The 18,647-nt window shown below is 32.8% G+C and carries 18 protein-coding genes; 3 read left to right on the top strand and 15 right to left on the bottom strand.

Features of this window, described 5'->3' with window-relative positions:
- Positions 1–4 precede the first annotated feature (4 nt).
- Positions 5–559, bottom strand: a complete 555-nt coding sequence (gene ruvC / locus ACFQO1_RS02160; protein WP_380216260.1) for a crossover junction endodeoxyribonuclease RuvC — start codon at positions 557–559, stop codon at positions 5–7.
- A gap of 42 nt (positions 560–601) precedes the next feature.
- Here ruvC and ACFQO1_RS02155 point away from each other — a divergent pair, with 42 nt between their 5' ends.
- Genes ACFQO1_RS02155 through ACFQO1_RS02145 form a run of 3 tightly spaced genes read left to right on the top strand, consistent with a single transcriptional unit; the run spans position 602 to position 3,624 of the window.
- The gene (locus ACFQO1_RS02155; protein WP_380216258.1) at positions 602–1,558 is read left to right on the top strand and encodes a lysylphosphatidylglycerol synthase domain-containing protein; all 957 of its coding nucleotides are present in this window, start codon (positions 602–604) and stop codon (positions 1,556–1,558) included.
- Positions 1,555–2,700 carry a glycosyltransferase family 2 protein gene (locus ACFQO1_RS02150; RefSeq protein ID WP_380216256.1) on the top strand — a complete coding sequence of 382 codons (1,146 nt, stop codon included), beginning with the start codon at positions 1,555–1,557 and terminating at the stop codon, positions 2,698–2,700. Before ACFQO1_RS02155 ends, ACFQO1_RS02150 begins: the two co-directional genes overlap by 4 nt.
- Positions 2,701–2,739: 39 nt before the next feature.
- A complete protein-coding gene (locus ACFQO1_RS02145; protein ID WP_380216254.1) occupies positions 2,740–3,624 on the top strand; it encodes a hypothetical protein in 885 nt (294 codons plus the stop codon).
- A gap of 2 nt (positions 3,625–3,626) precedes the next feature.
- Here the strand turns inward: ACFQO1_RS02145 and ACFQO1_RS02140 are convergent, their stop codons facing one another.
- The 14 genes from ACFQO1_RS02140 to dndC all read right to left on the bottom strand — a co-directional run bounded on the left by ACFQO1_RS02140 (position 3,627) and on the right by dndC (position 18,608).
- Positions 3,627–4,106, bottom strand: coding sequence for a hypothetical protein (locus ACFQO1_RS02140; protein ID WP_380216252.1), 480 nt, complete (start codon positions 4,104–4,106; stop codon positions 3,627–3,629).
- A gap of 45 nt (positions 4,107–4,151) precedes the next feature.
- Positions 4,152–5,294: a tetratricopeptide repeat protein gene (locus ACFQO1_RS02135; RefSeq protein ID WP_380216250.1), complete on the bottom strand. Its 1,143-nt coding sequence runs from the start codon at positions 5,292–5,294 to the stop codon at positions 4,152–4,154.
- A complete protein-coding gene (locus tag ACFQO1_RS02130) occupies positions 5,287–6,747 on the bottom strand; it encodes a M56 family metallopeptidase (RefSeq protein ID WP_380216248.1) in 1,461 nt (486 codons plus the stop codon). Before ACFQO1_RS02130 ends, ACFQO1_RS02135 begins: the two co-directional genes overlap by 8 nt.
- Positions 6,744–7,109, bottom strand: a complete 366-nt coding sequence (locus tag ACFQO1_RS02125) for a BlaI/MecI/CopY family transcriptional regulator (protein WP_380216246.1) — start codon at positions 7,107–7,109, stop codon at positions 6,744–6,746. Before ACFQO1_RS02125 ends, ACFQO1_RS02130 begins: the two co-directional genes overlap by 4 nt.
- A gap of 135 nt (positions 7,110–7,244) precedes the next feature.
- Positions 7,245–8,024, bottom strand: coding sequence for a hypothetical protein (locus ACFQO1_RS02120; protein WP_380216245.1), 780 nt, complete (start codon positions 8,022–8,024; stop codon positions 7,245–7,247).
- Positions 8,025–8,076: 52 nt separating this feature from the next.
- On the bottom strand, positions 8,077–8,634 hold the full coding sequence (locus ACFQO1_RS02115; protein WP_380216243.1) for a nitroreductase family protein: 558 nt from the start codon (positions 8,632–8,634) through the stop codon (positions 8,077–8,079).
- A 791-nt stretch (positions 8,635–9,425) separates the two neighbouring features.
- Positions 9,426–10,409, bottom strand: coding sequence for a hypothetical protein (locus ACFQO1_RS02110; protein ID WP_380216241.1), 984 nt, complete (start codon positions 10,407–10,409; stop codon positions 9,426–9,428).
- On the bottom strand, positions 10,399–10,662 hold the full coding sequence (locus tag ACFQO1_RS02105) for a hypothetical protein (RefSeq protein WP_380216239.1): 264 nt from the start codon (positions 10,660–10,662) through the stop codon (positions 10,399–10,401). The genes ACFQO1_RS02110 and ACFQO1_RS02105 overlap by 11 nt, the downstream gene beginning before the upstream one ends.
- A gap of 139 nt (positions 10,663–10,801) precedes the next feature.
- Positions 10,802–11,530: a hypothetical protein gene (locus ACFQO1_RS02100; protein WP_380216237.1), complete on the bottom strand. Its 729-nt coding sequence runs from the start codon at positions 11,528–11,530 to the stop codon at positions 10,802–10,804.
- Between the two features lie 298 nt (positions 11,531–11,828).
- Positions 11,829–13,067 (bottom strand): DNA phosphorothioation-associated DGQHR protein 1, encoded by a 1,239-nt coding sequence (locus ACFQO1_RS02095; RefSeq protein WP_380216235.1) that lies wholly within the window; start codon positions 13,065–13,067, stop codon positions 11,829–11,831.
- A gap of 1 nt (position 13,068) precedes the next feature.
- Entirely contained in the window at positions 13,069–13,617 is a 549-nt protein-coding gene (locus ACFQO1_RS02090) for a hypothetical protein (RefSeq protein WP_380216233.1), read from the bottom strand.
- A 2-nt stretch (positions 13,618–13,619) separates the two neighbouring features.
- The gene (locus ACFQO1_RS02085; RefSeq protein WP_380216231.1) at positions 13,620–15,173 is read right to left on the bottom strand and encodes a DndE family protein; all 1,554 of its coding nucleotides are present in this window, start codon (positions 15,171–15,173) and stop codon (positions 13,620–13,622) included.
- Entirely contained in the window at positions 15,163–17,274 is a 2,112-nt protein-coding gene (gene dndD, locus ACFQO1_RS02080) for a DNA sulfur modification protein DndD (RefSeq protein WP_380216229.1), read from the bottom strand. Before dndD ends, ACFQO1_RS02085 begins: the two co-directional genes overlap by 11 nt.
- Complete coding sequence (dndC, locus tag ACFQO1_RS02075) at positions 17,274–18,608, bottom strand: DNA phosphorothioation system sulfurtransferase DndC (RefSeq protein ID WP_380216227.1); 1,335 nt, start codon at positions 18,606–18,608, stop codon at positions 17,274–17,276. The genes dndD and dndC overlap by 1 nt, the downstream gene beginning before the upstream one ends.
- Between the last annotated feature and the right edge of the window lie 39 nt (positions 18,609–18,647).

The raw sequence follows: 18,647 nt of genomic DNA, 5'->3' as shown, positions 1-18,647 counted from the left end.
TATTTTATTTATCCACCCGCTTCTCATTCTGTTTTACAAAGGCCGACCAGCCTGTGTAACTTTTTCCAGCCGTAATTTTTCCCGAATTATAAAAATGACAAACCGCTGCTGCCAAGCCATCGGTACTATCCAGGTTTTTAGGTAACTCTTTTAAGCCAAGTGTGCTTTGCAGCATTTTTGCCACCTGTTCTTTGCTAGCATTTCCGTTGCCAGTAATAGCCATTTTAATTTTTTTTGGAGAATATTCGGTGATTGGAATCTGTCTTGATAGACCTGCTGCCATCGCGACACCCTGAGCGCGACCTAGTTTTAGCATGGATTGTACATTCTTTCCGAAGAACGGCGCTTCAATCGCAATCTCATCGGGGTGAAAGGTATCAATTAGTTCAACGGTGCGTTCAAAAATATATTTTAACCGGACGTAATGATCATCATATTTAGAGAGCTGAAGTTCATTTAATTGCAAAAAATGCATTTTTTTACGTACCACTTTTATCAGTCCAAAACCCATAATGGTCGTTCCCGGGTCGATCCCCAATATAATTTTTTCTGTAGCCAAGCGGTGTAATTTTAAAAACTGAAATGATTAACTTCGTTTTCGATGCTATCTATTTCTCACAAAGCTAAACAATATCTGCTCGCTGCCCTAAAGGTTTTTATTATTGGTAGTACATTCTGGTATATCTATCATAAAATAAATACAGAGGTCAATGAAAATTTAAATGAATTTCTGGAAACTGTATTTTCAAAAAATACGGATCACTGGAGTACGCTATTGTTTTTTATTGGACTGGCAGTTTTAAACTGGCTGCTTGAAAGTTTAAAATGGAAAGAAACAGTTTCAGCTTTACAGTCTATCTCTTTTCGCAATTCTATTAAGCAAAGTCTTATCTCTCTTTCAGTTTCTCTTATTACTCCAAATCGGATTGGAGAATACGGTGCAAAAGCTTATTTTTTCCAAAAGCCATTTCGGAAACAAGTGTTACTACTCAATTTTTTTCATAACAATGCTCAATTGTTGATCACCTTAATTTTCGGACTTTTAGGTTTGAGCGTGATTATTCCTAAATTCGATATTGAGATTTCTTTTTTAAATGTCTTATTACTTGGCATTGTGCTATTAGGATTTTGTTTGCTAGGCTATCTATTAAAAGAACGGCAATTGTTACTCAAAGGCTTAACCCTTAAAAAGGTGTTTCAGTACTTTAAAAAAATTCCGAAGCACCTAAAAGCAAAGATCATTTTGCTCTCACTACTTCGCTATATAATTTTTAGTGGGTTGTTCTTTTTACTATTGTGTTTTTTTGGCGCCTCACTAACCTATCTAGAGGCAATGCCTTTAATTTTTAGCATGTATTTATTGGTTTCTGTAATTCCATCGGTCTTTATTTTTGATGGTGTTGTTCGTGGTGGTGTAGCTGTTTGGTTATTTTCTTTAGCTGAAGTAGGCGAACTCATCGTGTTAAGTACCGTATTGATTATGTGGGTACTAAATTTTGTTTTTCCGGCCATAGTAGGAAGCATCTTATTTCTGAAACAGAAACCTAAAAGTTTATGATTATCACAGGAATTGTATTAATGGTTTGCTATGCGCTGGTGTTACTTTGGGTAGTTGTAGGTTTTTTAAGACTCGCTGAATTTTCTTCGGAAAAATTTATTCCAATAACGACCTTTACAGTAATTATTCCGTTTCGAAATGAAGCCGAACATTTACCAACGCTCATTGAATCGCTGAAAAATCTTAATTATCCGAAACACTTATTCGAACTTATTTTAGTAGATGATGAGTCGGAAGATTCTTCTGTAAAAATAATTCAGGATGAGATTTCTCGCCTTGTTCGAATTGACAATCCCCTGCACATTCAACTCATAAAAAACAAAAGACTCTCTGCTTCTCCAAAAAAAGATGCAATTACCAAGGCGATAAAAATAGCTCAGCATGAATGGATTGTCACTACCGATGCCGATTGTACGGTTCCTGCACAGTGGCTTCAGGCATTAGATGCTTTTATTCAAAATCATGCTTTTGAGTTTATAGCAGCGCCAGTTTCGTTACAAACTGGCAACGGATTGCTTCAAAACTTTCAGCAATTTGATCACTGTAGCTTGCAGAGTTTAACTTTAGGAAGTTTTGGAAATAGCGTTCCATTGCTTTGTAACGGCGCTAATATCTGTTACAAAAAACAACTTTTTTTGTCATTAAACGGATTTTCAGGAAACGATCATCTTGCCAGTGGTGATGATATTTTTATGCTGGAAAAAGCGCTTCAAAAAGATGCAAAAAAGGTTGGTTTTTTAAAATCAAGAAATGCAATTGTTGCTACAAGCCCTCAACAAAAATGGGCTGCACTTATCAATCAGCGGGTACGATGGGCATCTAAAACATCAACACAAAAAAGTCTCCTATCAAAAGCTATAGGTTTACTCGTCTTTTTTACAAATCTTTGGTTTCTAGCTGCATGTTTGGTTGTGTTTTTTCAGCAGGAAATGCTTATCCCGCTACTCCTATTATTTATCATAAAAATGATACTTGACGGATTTATAATTCTTTTAAGCGCTCATTTTTTCAGAAGCAAGAAGAACTTAGCTTATTATTTAGTAAGTAGTAGTATTTATCCTTTTTTTACAGTATTTGTTCTATTAAAAAGTTTTGCAGGCAGCTACTACTGGAAAGGAAGAAACTACCCATCTGCTTCTTAATAAATTTTACTACATTTAAAGCACCAAATCTGAACCATTATGAAACGTCTCATCTTCCTGCTTTGTTTTCTATTTATAGGTCTATCTACCTTCGCTCAACAAGACTATACTGTAGAAGGTACTACCTATACGTTAAACACTGAAGTAGAAGGAACACTTACCTTGCTTTGGAACACTATCGATGGCGAGTACCGCTATTTTGCTAAAAAAGGAGAGGCGATTACTGAACTTAAAAACACACAAATAAACGGCACATATCAAGAAGAATATAAAGAGGCACTTCGTGTATTAACCAAAGATGAGGTCATGCCAGTAAGTAATGTAAAATTAACTACAGCCAGCCTTCGCAATTTTTTTAATGACTATAATAAACGAAAAGACCCTAACTTTGACGCGAGAGAGACTGCGTTTCAACCCAGCTTTCGGTTGGGACCCTTTTTAGGAACTTCCAATGCAATTTTTACCTCAAATACTGATAATGAAAATCTATTGACTGCAGGATTTGATTTTGAAGTTACAGACGATGTTAAGTTGAGAAGACATGCTGTTGTTTTTAGGTTTAAACAAACCTTTTCCAGTGATGCCTATGATTACAGTGCATCGCAACTCTCGTTAAACTATCGGTTTAAGTTTATTAAATCGGCTACTGTAGATGTATACGTAAATACAAAGTTTGTTGCATTAACCAATAGTAAACGAAGCATTACATTTACAATGCCTGGTCCAGCCGATGCCCCCGTAACCGTTACAGAAGAGCGCAAAGGCACAGATTTTAGTGCTCCAGGAGCTTTTGGTTTGGGAGCCGATATTAAACTAGGGAACGGCTATTTATTTGTTACGTATAATGATATTGTGGCGGTAGGAGTGAGTAGTAATGACGAATTTCCACTGGATCTTTCGGTAGGCTATAAATTTAGCTTATAAAATTATTCGCTTTGTAAAACAACAGGAAGTGTAAATTGTGTTCGTACCGGAATTCCTCTTTTATACGCAGGCGCAACCAGTTGCATAGAATCTACGGCACTTAGGATCATAGCTTCTAATTTAGGAAAATCACGTCGCGTCACACTGTCAATTTTTAATTCGGTTATCGAAAGTGCCCCTTCTTGAGAAACCAACATGGTGAGGTATAAAGTATCGATTATTTTTTGAGAAGCTATCAGCGATTGATCACTTATAGATTGATACATTTTTGTAGTAAGTATTGCTTCAAAACATCTTTTCTGAATTTCTTTTTCTGAAGATTCCTCACAGTCTTTAAATAAAGGATAGCGATCAACTTCATGCCAATCGATAGTTTCCAGTTCTTCTGCATAGAATGTTTCTGAAGGTATTTTTTCAGTTTCAAAAAACTGACAAGAACTCAGCAAAAATATGATACCCAATAAAAGAAAGCTATTTTTCATTTCTAAAATCAATGCTCCCCGAAAAGTACCAAAATTTAGGGAGACTTAGTCTTTTTCAAAATGGATTTCTTTTTTAAGATCGCTTATACGCTGTTTTGCCAGATCACTGTAGCTTGCGTTGTCTCCAAATTTATTGAGATACCCTTCATAAAAGTCAATGATGCTCTGTCTATCCTTAAAATAATTGTCTGCAGCTATGGCGCGCTGATATTGTAGTATCTCACTTTCTGGATTTTCAGCAACCGCCTTACCCATCATTTCAAAAACCAATTTAGAATTTCCCTGTTTCTTATAAATGTTTGCGAGCTGAAGGTATTCTCTTTCTAGAGTGACATCCTGCAATACAATGGCGATTTCGGTATGTCGTATTGCTTTATCAAAATATCGTATTGCTTGATACGCCTTTGCCAGATTAAAATGATAGGACGGGATTTTATCGTTATAATCGTTGATTAGAATCGTGTATTGCTCAATCGCTTTCTCAAATTGGTTGGTCTGAGCATAGCTAATTGCTAAATTTTCGTGTAGTTGTTCATTACTCTGATTGGCAGCCAGCAACAGCTCAAAATTCTTCACAGCTTCGTGATAATTTTTATAATAGAATGCGACCAGCGCTCGTAACGTTATAAAACGGTTACTCTTTGAATCAATTGCCAGCCCTTGATCTATAAATTTTAATGCAGAAGAGAAATTTCGTTTAACAGTATGGTGCCTTGCTAATTTATATAATGTATTTAGATGGCTACTATCTAAAGCATATGCAAAATTGTAGCTATTAATTGCAGTCGAATCATTTCTTTTTTCTTTTACTTGTCCTAACTCATATACGAAATTAGCATTGTTAGGATTCGCTTCAATCAAGGTATTAAAAAGACTATCTGCCGCTTCTAATCTACCAGCCTCAGTTAAAAGTTTTGCATAATGATAGGCTGTGATCGTTGCTTTGTGATTTAAGCCTAATGATTTTTTATAATACGTTAGTGCTTCGGAAGTATTCCCTGCTGCCTCATAGGCTTTTGCCAGCTTATTATAGACCGTAGCAGAGTTTCCTGCTGTTTTATAGTGCAAAATTGCCTGATTATAATTTCCAAGCGCATACAAACTATCGGCAAGTTGTAAAGCCGATGCATTTTGAGCACCGGCTTGAACTATAAAACCAAATAGTAAAAAAATGAAAAGTTTATTCATTTATTTCAAATAGAATAGGCAGATTATACAATACATTTACTCTTTTTCCTTTTGCCTCTCCTGGCTCCATTTTAGGAAGCATTAATAACACACGCTTAGCTTCAGCTTCAAGATTTGGATGAGGAGCATTCACTTGAATGCCTTCTACCATTCCTTTTTGAGAAATTTTAAATACTGTAGTAATTCTTTGTCGGCCAGATAATCCTAATTCCTCACTTAATTTCGTATTAAAATTAGCGGCTATATGCTCGTTAATCATTGTTGTAAAACACACTTTGTTATCTTCGGCACTCATGCCTTCACAACCTGGAAAAACAGGTGCTTTATCCAACAAAGAAAATGGAATACCTTCAATTTCTTGAGTTTCAACCACAGTAGTTGTATATTCTTTGGCATCTGGATCATCAAGATATTCTTGTACCGATACGTAAATCTTATCTCCTTCTTTTGCTTCAGCAGAAAGGAATTTTAATGCTTTCATTTCCTCATCAGAAATATTTCCTTTTTTCATAATTGCTTCAGAAAGTTCATTGATCTTTTGCATGACTTCGGTGTCATCCTGTGTAACTTCTTTAGAACCTTCATTGGTGCATGAAGCATAGAGAAGCATTCCGAAGACTACAGGAACTAATAATAAATACTTTAATTGAAAAATACGTTTGGATTTTGATTTTTGTAACATGACGATTCGTTTTTTGAGTAATGAATGATTAAAAAATGTATTGATAAATGAAATATGGTCTACGCTAAAAACCTGAGAAAGTAAATTATGATAATACTCCTGCTTCGACTGCTGCTTTATAACGACAGCGTCTGCTTTGTACTCCTGTAATACCGATACGCGTTGCTGAAAAATATAGACTAACGGATTAAACCAGCATACCATACGAAGCAGTTCAAAAAATAGCAGATCTGCAAAGTGGTTTTCCTTTACATGCACTTGTTCGTGTAACAAAATACTTTTTTGTTGTATTTCTGAAAGTGCTGCTCCTAAAAAGATTGTTTTTAAAAAAGTAAATGCAGTATCAGTGCCAGGAATTTCATAGAACGAAATTCCATCCATAGATTTAAGCGTTGCGAGTTGTTTCAGCCTATAAATTTTATAGGCTTTTATGCCGAAAATTAATACTGAAATTGTGAGCCCAACTACCCAAATGATTGAAAGGATTTGAAAAACCGAAATACTTTCCGAAGCTATTGCTGTTGTTGTAATTCCACTCGAAACAGTCGAAATATCTCCTAATAATACGGTGGGTAACTGTACATAATATTCTGAAGGTATTTGCTGTTTTAATGCATTTATTTGAATGAGCGGCAGCACAAAACTAAGCAGTGGCGAAAGCAAGAGATACACTCTGTTATAATTAAAGAAGGTCTCCTTCTTCAAAAAAAGATCATACACTACTAAAAATAGCAGTTGAAATGCCACAGTTTGTAGGATATAATGTATCATTTTGTTTCGTTTTTCTGAAGTTCGTTTAAGATGGTTTCCATTTCGATAAGCGTAATATCATTCTTCTTCATAAAAAACGATACCATACTTTTAAAAGAACCCTGAAAATATCCATCGACCAATTTATGTATCGATTGATGACTATAGGCTTCTTTTTTTACTTTCGGAAAGTAAATATGTCCTCTTCCCTCTTTTCGGTAATCGACGAAGTCTTTACTTTCCAGAATTCGAACAATGGTAGAAACCGTGTTATAGGCTGGTTTAGGCTCTGGTAATTCTTCTATAATTGCCGCGACATTGGCTTCTCCAAGTTGCCAGAGTACCTGCATAATATCTTCTTCTGCTTTTGTGAGTTGTTTCATGTATATACTTTTCTGAATTCAAATATAACTAAAAAATTAGTTTAAACTAATTTTTTAGTTATATATTTTATTTAAAAAAAACCTTCCAAAGAATTATTTCTTTGGAAGGTTGCAAGTAATTTGGCTAATTACTCTTTAATGTCTGTTTGGATCAAATGGAAATGCATCGATATTATCAGGGAAACCATCCAGGTCACTATCCCTTACTCCATCATCTATAACTAGTAACTGAAAGCTTATAGGAAGAAACGTATTAAACACCTCTGCGTTGAAATCGGCTGTAGGAGCCGAAGAAATAGACACAGAAACTGAAGTGAAATTGGTGCCAGGTGAGTATAGTGTATTTACCCACACAAGTCCGGTAAAATTTCCAAATTGAATCAATCGGGCACCAAATGTGAATTGAAGTCCGCTTTGATTCATCGTCCGAGTAGCGGTACATAATACATTGAAGTTTCCATTAAAATTATGAAAATTGAACATGGAGTTCACTTGAAATGCTACTATATCATTGATAGGCACTTGCCCCTGTACTGAAAGTAGTGGTACATACTGCCAAAGTGCTTGATTATCATTTCGAATGACATTCACTCCTACTACAGGAGGATTTGCACTTGAAATTTCTTGAGCAGTATAGCCTGCAGGCAATGTAAAACCAAGTTGAGGATATCCACTATGAATAAATTGTTGCCCTGGATTGGCAATGGTTGGAATTTGAGTTAAAGGAACCGGCCTAGCGTTAGAATAATCCCAATATAAAGCTGGGATACCTACGATTCCAGGATTTCCATTAGCATCCACACAGATTTCTGAAGTGAAATTTGCAAAATCATTTTGCGGATTTCCGTCATCATTTTTACTGCAGGAAACAATTAGACAAAGGAGACAAACGAGTAATACATGTATTGGTTTCATTTTAGAAGGTTTATCCTTCCATCGAAACACTTGTATAATGTCATCAAAAAATTTAGAACCACCTTGTTTTTTCTTCTATAGATGAATTTCTATTTCCCTGAGGCACTTCCCCATGCATTTTACCCATATAGAAAAAACCAAGGCATTTTTCACCTTCATTTAGTGGGACGTATTCATGAAAGAATTTGATTAATCCTGGTGAACTCCAATAAGCACCTATATGTAGGTCGTAGGCAGTAAGCCACATATTTTGGACCGCCATAGCAGTAGCAGCAACTTCTTCCCACTCTGGAATACGTTCTTGAGGATCGCGCTGCATACAAATAGCAATTACACAACCTGACTGCAATGCTTTTTGTTCCATCTTTTTTTGTTTAAAATCTGAAACCTGACTTACGGACTTTGCGTATGCCCTCCCTAAAAATTCAGATAAGTTTTGTCGAGCTTCTTCTGTATGAAACACCTTAAATCGCCAGGGCTCTGTGCGTTTGTGTGTGGGAGCCCAATTAGCTGACTCAAGGATTTGATTTATTTCATTTTTTGTAATAAGCTCTTTGGAATATGAATCCGGATAAACGGAGCGACGATTTTGTATAATTTCTGATATCATAATGTAAAAATAAAGAACACTTTTTATAAAATATAAGTTATTAGGTGCTAACTGTTTCTTAAAATTTAAAAAAGTATTTGAATACTATTCTACTTGATAAAGCTTATTTTACATTATCAACATTAGAAGTTAACAGAAACAAAAAAAGCCCATCCATTCGGATAAGCTTCTCATCGGTCTATTTCTAAACCACAAGCCACATGTAAGTGACTCAACACAACATTTTAATTGCGGTCTGGACGAGAAGGCATTAAAACCTTGCTCCCGCACTATATTTTATAGGAATTATCAGTTTTTCAATTCTCAAAGGGGTTTATACAGGGGTTTTTTACCATGATAAATCCATCATTTAAGATTTGCCAAAGATAATCAGAATATTTATTCGTGCAAACATTTTTATATATTAATGTTAGGCTCATTTAAAGAAGCTTTAAACCATTTTTTTTATTTAATTATAGTTTAATCGTTAAAACCTATATTTCTCAAAATACAACCTCTAAACTATTAATAATAAACATATGCCAGGCATTCTTAAACTAAAATTTTCATCATTCTAAATGTGTCTGGTAAGCTTTACGACAAAGTCCAATAAAAATTGGGTTAACTACAAGTACTTGAAAATTTAATCTATACTTGCCTAACTTGTCTATCCGTCTATTAAAATAATTACATTTTACTTGTTTAAGATTTACACCAACTTAAAACCTTCAAGCATAATTCGCCTCAATCTATATAGTAGTATTATCTTATATTAGAGGTATATCTTACTCTTATTATATAATTGGTTATTGCTAGATAAGTTCTTTAACTCTATTTTGTATAAATTCTTTGAAAATAGATTCGTAATCCTCTTTATCCTCTGATAATTGCTTTTCGTACAATTCAATAAAATCTCTCCTATAATCTGGTCTACTTTTGGGTTTCATTTGGTTTATTAATTGTCTTAAGTTTTCCATCCCAATACTCTCAATACCCTTGTAGGTTAAATAATCAGTCATTGGCTTTTTAGTTGCTCCCTTTAATTCCATGAACTGAGAAGGTGAAATAACATCTACAAATTTTACATTATCTAAGGTAGTGATAAGGTTTTGACCTAAATATTTCCAATTATTTTTTATTTTCAGTAGCGTGTTAGCTTTTTCTTTAAACATATCAACGCCACTCACTTTGTGTACTTGAATTTCATATCTAAAAAAGAAATTACTTTTAGTTAGCTTCTTATACTGTCGCTCAAGTTTATGCTTTCTATTAAACATTCTTCTGAGCATATCGTAGAATATTACATCATAATTTTCTCCTTTAAATTCAACACCAGAATTATCATAAGTATTTTTTCTAAAATTCTTGTATGAAAAAATACAATTTACTATCCCCCTGTGCTTTTCTTTTAATTTTACCGTTACACCAGTTTCAAGTTTAGTTACTCTCGCATTCCAAAGAACATTTTGCTCAATTCCAATTTTTTTAGCCACTTGAGAAACAACATTGCAAAACTTTTTTTTATTTAAATCACTAATATTATCAGTGCCAAAATACCATTTTCTAAAATTACCCTCGATAATAAGCTTATTATTACTAAGCTTCTCATTACTCAATAAGGTTAGCGAAATTTTATATTCTTTATACTCAATATTAAGACGAGAATCGTTCTTAATGAAACGCTTGAAAACCTTAATTCTTTTATCATTTTTAGCTGTACTAAAAAATTTGAACTTTCCGAAAGCCTCATTAGATAATTCTATATTATCTAAAATTAATTTTATTTTATCTACCATGGTTTTTGTTTAAAAATGTTTTCAAGACTTCTCTCTCGACTAAAATCTTCCCATTTAGTTTTGGTTGTGAAACTTTTAATCCATCCAAACGCATCCTATCGAATGTTTTTCTACTTAACTTAAATTCATCTTCAACATCTGCCACACTTAGCCAAGTTTTCTTTTTTTCTTGTTCTTTAATCATGGTTTTTAACTCTATTAACTTCTTTAACGTGAATACTTTTAGTTTTTGAATTTCAATTTCTGAGTTCATAATAATATATTTTATTTAAACAATATAGGTCAAAACGTTTTCACGAATTGACCTATTTTAAATAATCTATTTATGTGCCGAAACTGCTTAAACTGCCATATTATAAGAAATTAGTTTAATTTCTGCCAAGTTGCCGATTTTAGTTTTTAAAAGATGAATAGTCAAATCTTACATTGGTTCCTAAAATATCAATATCTACTCCTGCTAATTCAGGTATAAAAAACTCAATTTCTAAAACATCTCCCATTTGATTTTTAAGTGTTGCGCTTAAATTCTCACTATTAATACATTTTATTGATTTATATAAGACTTTATCGATTTCCATTTCTATATTACAACTATAATCCTCATAAAAATCCATTTGAAAGTAACCCTTAGAAGTTTTTTCAGAATTATATATCATCCATTTTTCAGTACTAACAAGTTTAATTACTTCTACCTTATCTAAAGTGTTGGGATTATCTTCATCAATTTTGTAAAAGGCTTGGATAGAACTTGGCTTATATATATTTACTAAATAATTACTCCAATACTCTTCATTACTGATACCTACACTTTGTAATTCCATTTCACACCTTTCTCTAAATGGGCATAATTTATTTGCCATACCGTCAAAAACCATTTGACGAATACCTTTCATTTTTGGTTCGAGAAATTTACTCATTAAATTTTCATACTCGTTCAAGGTCGTTACATCTAACCAATTAACCATTAAAATTCTAAAACCTTCATGTTGATTAAAAGCCCTGTTAAGTTCAACTCTAAATTTTCTTAACTTAAAAGCATCCAAATCGTCTTCAAATTTTTCTTGGCTGAAGGAAGTGTTTAAAAGGAAGAGAGTGAGTAGAAGTGTTAAAATAGTTTTCATTTTTTACCAGTTTAGATTAGCTCAACTAGCTCCAAATAAAAAGCGTGGAACTAGTGCTTACCGTTCGAGAGGTACTGGTATACCCACACTACAAATAAACCTAGCCCACGCCGTAGCGTGAGCGAAAGTCTATTTATGTTGTAGTGTATAAAAATTACCAGTTTTCTCGAAACACTATAAATAGCTTGCGCTAACAATTATTTTATTACAGTAAAAATAAGTAAAATATCATCAATCTTTATAAAAACAAAAAGCAACCCTTTTAAGGTTGCTATCATATTAAAATTTTGAATGAAAGTTAATTCTCAATTAATCGCCGATATTCTTGTAAGTGATCTTGATTTCTTATATCACCATAATTTTTAAATCCAATACTTATGAGAATAGAGTTTTGAATTCTTGATTTTCCTATACCTGAGGCAGTAAAAAAATTGTCCGTAAAATCTATGTGCTTAAATTTATCTATGAATTTTGAAAAGTATTCTTGACTAACATCTTTATCTTCTGTAAGTCTCGCTTTCAAAATGTCTTTTAAAATTACAAAAAGTGCTTGAATACCAACAGTTCGTTTAATGTATGAAGTTTTTTCAGTAGCTTCATCAAATAACTCTGACTTTACAACCTTGAAAAAATTATAAATAGCTTTATAAATAAACAAATCATTATTGCTCAAGTAAAATTCTCGTAAAGGAGCGGTATCAACTCTATCAATTTTCATTCTCTTCCGCTTATCGTCATTAAATCTTCTAAGTTGATTAGAATCCTCTTTTGGGTTATTTGAAATCAGCTTTAGAATACCATCAACGATTGTAGCGGTAGATATAAGCCAGTCCATTTCTTTAGGGTTTTTCTCTAATAGAAATTTATCGTTTTGAGGGGCTACCTTTATATGATTATAAAACGGAGAATCATTTTCAACATTAAATCTTCTTGTTAAATGAACAGCAAGTAATTCTGGCGACCATGTATCACTTTCAGTAACTTCAGTAAAATATCCGAACTGTTCTAATGCTAAACTTTTGTCAACGGCTTTCTGATTATAATTTATAGTTGCGAAAAGATATGCTTGATATGGATTAGGCAAGTCAAAGTAAATGGCAACTAAAAGCTCCATTTCATTTTTTCTTTCCTCACTTGCAGTTTTAAATCCATTTACCCTATGTTGACCATCTATAATGGCGGCAAGCTTTTTATTTGTAGGAATTTCAATTTCATAATTTCCAAATTCATCCAATTCAGATATTTTCCAAGTTAAAATATCGTCTTCTTCAATTAGCCCTTTTTCATTGTAATTAGCTGCAAGAATAATAGAATTAGGAAATGCGGTATCATTTCCATTAATGTAACTCGCAATTGACTTTACCCTTCCTTTTTCATCTAATTTTCTTTGGCTACCCTGAAGTTCTTTATTTTCGTTATACCTAAGTGGATCACTAAATGTAACATCTAAAATGGTTTTGGCAGAAATAGAAATTGCATAAAAAGTTCCAAATGGCTGGTCAACTCGTAAGGCTCTATATTTTTTCGGAAATTCCATATTAAACATTATAACCAGTTAAGTTACCACTAAGCTCTGACTGACTGGGGTCTCCTCCTGTAGCCTCATTAACATCTGGAATAACTAAATTAGTAAGAACAGAAGAAGTTGTCGCATTAGTAATCCACCAAAAAAACATAGCTAGTAAACAAGCAGTAACACTTAAAATTAATTTATAGCAACCATTATTAATAATATATGTAACCAGTCCAAAAACTATACTTAATAATATAACAGCAACGCCAAGCATTATAATACCCTTCTTTACAGGTTCAAATTTCTCTTCGTCATCTTTAAATTCAATAAAAATAAGTTCTAAAGATGAAGAGCAAAGTAAAACTACAGCATAACCGATTAAGCTAAGTGCGGTAGCATCCATTTGACCTTTTTGAAGTTCATAAGAAGGAAAAGCTGAAATTAATGACCCAGTTACCCCAACTATAAAAACTATAAGAATAAAATATAAACCATAAGAAAATGAAGACTTAGGTTTTTTTGCTCTATTGGAAATAAAATCCCAAATTAATTGTCTTTCAGTTTTATTGCTCATAACTATTTCGTGTTAAAAATCTCGCCAAATTCAAACTCCTTAATGTTCGTAATTGCTTGTCTAGGGTTTATGGCTTCCATAGAGCGGTTTATCTTAGTTCGCTGTTTTTCTCCTGCGCCTAAGAATTTACTTATCGATTTCCAGTTATTACCGTCTTTTATAGACATTAAAAAAGCAGATTGACACATTGATGAGAAATCAAACGTTGGTTGGTTAAACTCTTCTATTCCTTGTGATACTAACATAACTGCAACCCCTTGCGAGCGTATTTCTCTAAGTAGTTTTTCAAGAATCTCTTGTGACTTCTTCTCTTTAAAAACATTATGCGCTTCGTCAATTAAAAGTACATATCGTAGCCCGCTATAATCATCTTCAATAGGGGTTTTATCCATATTCATGAACGTATTGTATAGGTAGTAAATAACAAGAAAAGTAGCAGTAAATCTGACTTCTTTACTAAGGTCTCCTGAAAGACTTAGGTAATAATTTGAGTTTATAAAATCTCCGTACTTCTTATTATCGAACAATTCTATTTCTGTCAACCCAATTAATATTTGAGTCAAGGATGTAGGTTTATCTCCTGCTATTTCGTAGACATTTTCCAAAACTTCTTTTAAAGTCGGATATGTACCGTCATTTCTACTTTCAAATGCAGCTATTGTAGCATCTTTTAAATGCTGTTTCTGAACATTCCCAAGGTTAGCGTACTTAACTATTATATCTACAAATCTGCCAATGCCTACAATCTTGTTTTTCTCATTTACATTATCAATAAACGATAGTGGATTTACAGGAAAAGATTCTTGGGGTGTATCAATTAGTGTTGCGTTTGTTGTGTTGAAGAAACTTTTGAAGTCTGAATTAGATTTATCACTCTCATTCAATCCTTTAAAATCAAGGTAAAGAAAATTTACTTTTCCTTTAGTTTCAGTAACAACTCGCTCTAAAATCTTCCGTGAAAAATAAGACTTCCCTGTGCCTGAATTTCCAGCGACTGCTATATGGCAATTTCCATATATAGAGGTGTCGTTAGGAGTGAAGTATATATCCTTCCCTTTATCCGTTTCTCCTACAAGAACTTTTACAGGCTTTATATAGCTTTCTTTTTCGTTTAATGAAGAGTTATTATTCTTAATAAATTCAAACGCATTTTCGCCGTCATTCATAGCATCAATTCCTATCTCTATATTATCCAACAGAAATTCTATTCCCGAAAAGTTTTGATTGTCTTCAAAGAATTTATGTATTAATTCTAAACCTTGGTCAATATGCATTTTCAAGAACTTCCTGATATTAGTATCGTCCTTGTGTATCTGATAGCGTTGACAAATTAATGCTATATAATATTCTTTAAAATTTCCAAAAAGGGTGTGGTCTTTATACTCTTTTCCTCCAAAAGATTGTAAATCGTTTTCTAAATCCAATGTATATCCTTTGCTTAACGAATATGCTAAGGCAATTCTTGAAATATGATTTTCCGAACCAAGTCCAATGCGTTGTGTTAAAGACTTTACTAATGGCTCATTTTCGGGTGATGTACTTATATTAAACTGCATCTTGATAATCTTTTTCAAACACTCTAAACAAGTCTTCTTTTTTCTCTACATGCTCAAAGCTTGATTGTTCGTTGTCCGTGTTTTTAATTAAAACCGTTTTACTAATACTCGGTAACAAAATGTTAAACTCATCCTCAGTCATTTCTTTCTTAAGAAGAGGAAATATGATTACTTGGTTAGAAACTTTTGGGTAAAAGTGTTTAACAATACTATTGGAGTGGTCTATGTCAAATTTTTGCATAGGAGAATCTATAAATACAGGAAAATCGATATTAGATTCATCAACTAATCCCTTTAACAATGCAGTTGCATACATTTGTTGCTCTCCTTTGGATAAAGAATCTTTATTAATTTCTTTACCTCTCGCATCTATTAAGTTTATCTCTATATCATCCCCTAAAATCTCAACATTTACATCACTTATAAAACTTTTCTTATGAAGTAGAATGTCCAGTCCATCTTTAATTCTTTTAGAAAGACTATGTTTCTTTTCAATCTTAAAGTCAGCAATAAACTTTTTTAGATACTTTATAGATTTCTCTACCTCATTACTAATTTCCTGTTTTCCTTTAGAAACTTTTAATTTATCGGCAATTCGTCTAATTTCTTTTTTCGACTGTGTTTTTACATCTTGCTTAGTTAAAACTTCTTGTTCTAAAACTCCAATACTCCTCAAAATCTCATCATATTCTTTTTCAAGTTCGCTTTTTCTTTCTCTATCAGCCTTTACAAGTGGATTCTCCGACTTTTCTTCAGCAAGCTTAATTCTTTTATTAATATCATTTAATTCATTCTTAGACCTCACGTAATCACTGTTTATACGATTAAACGTTTCTTTAAACGACAACCTAATATTATTAATAAACTGGTTTAGTTCTGCTTTAGATGTTTCAGATAAATTATGGATTACTTTATCCTCATCATCATTACCATCTTTCTTTTGAGAGTCTCCACCAAGATGCTTGGATATTAAACCTTTTAGGCTATTTACATAAAAAGATTGAACCTCATGATGAATTACAAGTTCTTTAGGATGAGGAATTTTAATAAGGTCGTTAATAATATTATCAGCTACTTGCTCAACTTTACCTTGATTAAATTTTTGACTTATTATATCTCGTTCAAGTATTACCTGTTCAAGTACTTCGGTAAGTAAATTACCAGCAATAGCGAAAGGGATAATTTCATAATGATTTTTTAATTCGGTATTTAAAATAGCGACTTGCTTTTCAAGCTCATCTTTCCTTTCTTTAAGTTCATTAAGTTGCTCCACTGTAATAACACTACCTTGTTTAATAAGTTTTTCTTGTAGTTTATTAATTTCATATTTTAACCCAGAAGCTTCTTCTTCCAAATTATTAATTTCATCACGAACCTCTTTAATTCTATCATCTGCTATTTCAGCATCTGTAGTTAATCTCTTTAATTCGGCTTTCTCTTTTGTGTTTGCGGTTTCTGACTTAAGCTTTTCTAAGTATTGTTCTAAATCTTCCTTTAGGCTTTGATACTGCTTTATTCCTAAAACTTCTGAATATGCTCTACTTAATTTCTGCCTTTGCTCAGCGGTATGTATTTCGGCAAGAGAAACGATTTTTTCAGCATCGAAAAAGAAAAATTTCGCTATCTCTTTAGGCATAATAAAATCCCTAATAAAATGCTCAGCACCTACATCCTGGACAAGCTCACTTTTTTGACCATCAATAAGTATTTCTAAATCCTCTTCTTTATTTCCCTTAGTGAAATAGGTTCTTGTGATTTTTAATTCATTACAAGTTACGTCTGGAATAGTAGTTATGTCTGAAAAGGTTACAGAAACTGAAAACTTAGTTTTTCCTTCGTATTCTGCTTTACTATTTAAACTACTTTTTATATACTGACGATAATTACCATTGCTTTCAATTTCTTTTTTATAAATGTCATCTACATCGCTCATTTGCCTTCCATAAAGGCACCATACTAATGACATTAGAAATGTGGTTTTACCAAACCCATTTTTTCCGCTTATAATAATGATATTTTCATCTTTGGAAACTCCTAAGTCGATAGGGTTTTTTCCTTTGTATATCCGAAAATCATTAAGTTCGATAGACTTTATAATCATTATGCTGAAATAAACTGTTTGTATCTATTTTCAATATCTTCTATTAGACCTCTTCTTTTCATCATAATAGTTTTTGCCTTTTCGAGCTTTAGTAAATCTTGGATAAGTACAAATTGTTTCTTATCATTGTTGCAAGCTGCTAAGAGAATTTCTTCTTCTTTCTGAATGAGTTCGTTATGTTCCTTCATATCAAGATTTTTATTGAATACTTTATTATAAATGTCAGCGACTTTGAAATCAAAATATAAATCTCGATACCATGTAACCTGTATAGCGATTAACTCTTGATTATTGATTAACTCAATGTCGTAACCCATATCGTTAACCTTTTTTTGAGCATCAAAAACTCTTTCAAGAATTTCTGCCCTATGTTTTAATTTCACTACACCCATTTCGTTTTGAGCAGGCGCACCATTTCTTCTGTGAGGTTCTCTATTTTTAATAATATTACGTTGTTCTTGAATCCAATCTCTTACATCTCTCAAGGGTATTAACCATTCTTGCCCATTTTCAATCTGAGCAGATATAGATTTATCCTTTTTTACAACGGTACAAGTCCAACAACCAAACCTACTTTGCCCACATGATTTATGCTCCTTATCAGATACCATTGTGGGGCATTCGTAATCATCAGCACTTGCATCTGAATACAAATTAAACAACTGATTTTTTTCAGCGCCCCAAGGAGATTTAAAAGTATTGATTATATACCAAACTTCTTCTAAATGAAGTTCTTTGATTGGAGAGTAAACAAAAACATTCTTCTGTAAAGGATGTTTGGTAAGACGCTTACCTTTTATTTCATGCTTTTTTATAGATTTAGCTCTCGTTGAACTCTCACTTTTCCTAGTTCCTACAAGCACAATAGCTTCATGGTGGTCATTTTCTTCATCACTAACAATTTCATCGATAAAACGGGAAGTTGGCTTTATCTTAAGTCTTTCAGTACACCACCTAAAAGCATTGTTGGGTGCTGGATACCCTTTTCCAATTAAGTTTACCCAAAAAGAATCCTCCAATCTTGGTGTAGTGATTCGAGTTTTTATAGGAAGTTTATGTTTTAGAGCTGCTTGTTCAATTTTATCAATAATATCAGTTACGTAATTAGTAATAATAGGATTTTCTACAAGTGTATCATTACAAACTACAAAAACTTCTCTTTTTAGATACTTCTCGCCAATTTCATTTTTTATTTTAAGTAAACTTAGCCAAACTAAAGTAAGCATAACAGTAGAATCTTTTCCTCCGCTAAATCCAATTATCCACGGTCTATTATTATCTTCAATAGTATATTGGTCAATTATTTCTTCTATAATGTAGTTGGTTTTCTTCATATGGAGTAAAAACTCGAAAATACAAATTCCATTTTTTAT

This window comes from Jejudonia soesokkakensis (assembly GCF_042664795.1).
Lineage (GTDB): Bacteria > Bacteroidota > Bacteroidia > Flavobacteriales > Flavobacteriaceae > Jejudonia > Jejudonia soesokkakensis.
This window is presented reverse-complemented; position numbering and strand designations above follow the sequence as displayed.

Bases quoted from the DNA above. Each gene is read 5' to 3' on its own strand.
- ACFQO1_RS02140 (WP_380216252.1), bottom strand. From the start codon at position 4,106: ATGAAAAATAGCTTTCTTTTATTGGGTATCATATTTTTGCTGAGTTCT.
- ACFQO1_RS02115 (WP_380216243.1), bottom strand. From the start codon at position 8,634: ATGATATCAGAAATTATACAAAATCGTCGCTCCGTTTATCCGGATTCA.
- ACFQO1_RS02135 (WP_380216250.1), bottom strand. From the start codon at position 5,294: ATGAATAAACTTTTCATTTTTTTACTATTTGGTTTTATAGTTCAAGCC.
- dndD (WP_380216229.1), bottom strand. From the start codon at position 17,274: ATGATTATAAAGTCTATCGAACTTAATGATTTTCGGATATACAAAGGA.
- ACFQO1_RS02145 (WP_380216254.1), top strand. From the start codon at position 2,740: ATGAAACGTCTCATCTTCCTGCTTTGTTTTCTATTTATAGGTCTATCT.
- ACFQO1_RS02105 (WP_380216239.1), bottom strand. From the start codon at position 10,662: ATGAACTCAGAAATTGAAATTCAAAAACTAAAAGTATTCACGTTAAAG.
- ACFQO1_RS02100 (WP_380216237.1), bottom strand. From the start codon at position 11,530: ATGAAAACTATTTTAACACTTCTACTCACTCTCTTCCTTTTAAACACT.
- dndC (WP_380216227.1), bottom strand. From the start codon at position 18,608: ATGAAGAAAACCAACTACATTATAGAAGAAATAATTGACCAATATACT.
- ACFQO1_RS02155 (WP_380216258.1), top strand. From the start codon at position 602: ATGCTATCTATTTCTCACAAAGCTAAACAATATCTGCTCGCTGCCCTA.
- ACFQO1_RS02090 (WP_380216233.1), bottom strand. From the start codon at position 13,617: ATGAGCAATAAAACTGAAAGACAATTAATTTGGGATTTTATTTCCAAT.
- ACFQO1_RS02125 (WP_380216246.1), bottom strand. From the start codon at position 7,109: ATGAAACAACTCACAAAAGCAGAAGAAGATATTATGCAGGTACTCTGG.
- ACFQO1_RS02120 (WP_380216245.1), bottom strand. From the start codon at position 8,024: ATGAAACCAATACATGTATTACTCGTTTGTCTCCTTTGTCTAATTGTT.
- ACFQO1_RS02085 (WP_380216231.1), bottom strand. From the start codon at position 15,173: ATGCAGTTTAATATAAGTACATCACCCGAAAATGAGCCATTAGTAAAG.
- ACFQO1_RS02110 (WP_380216241.1), bottom strand. From the start codon at position 10,409: ATGGTAGATAAAATAAAATTAATTTTAGATAATATAGAATTATCTAAT.
- ACFQO1_RS02150 (WP_380216256.1), top strand. From the start codon at position 1,555: ATGATTATCACAGGAATTGTATTAATGGTTTGCTATGCGCTGGTGTTA.
- ACFQO1_RS02095 (WP_380216235.1), bottom strand. From the start codon at position 13,067: ATGGAATTTCCGAAAAAATATAGAGCCTTACGAGTTGACCAGCCATTT.
- ACFQO1_RS02130 (WP_380216248.1), bottom strand. From the start codon at position 6,747: ATGATACATTATATCCTACAAACTGTGGCATTTCAACTGCTATTTTTA.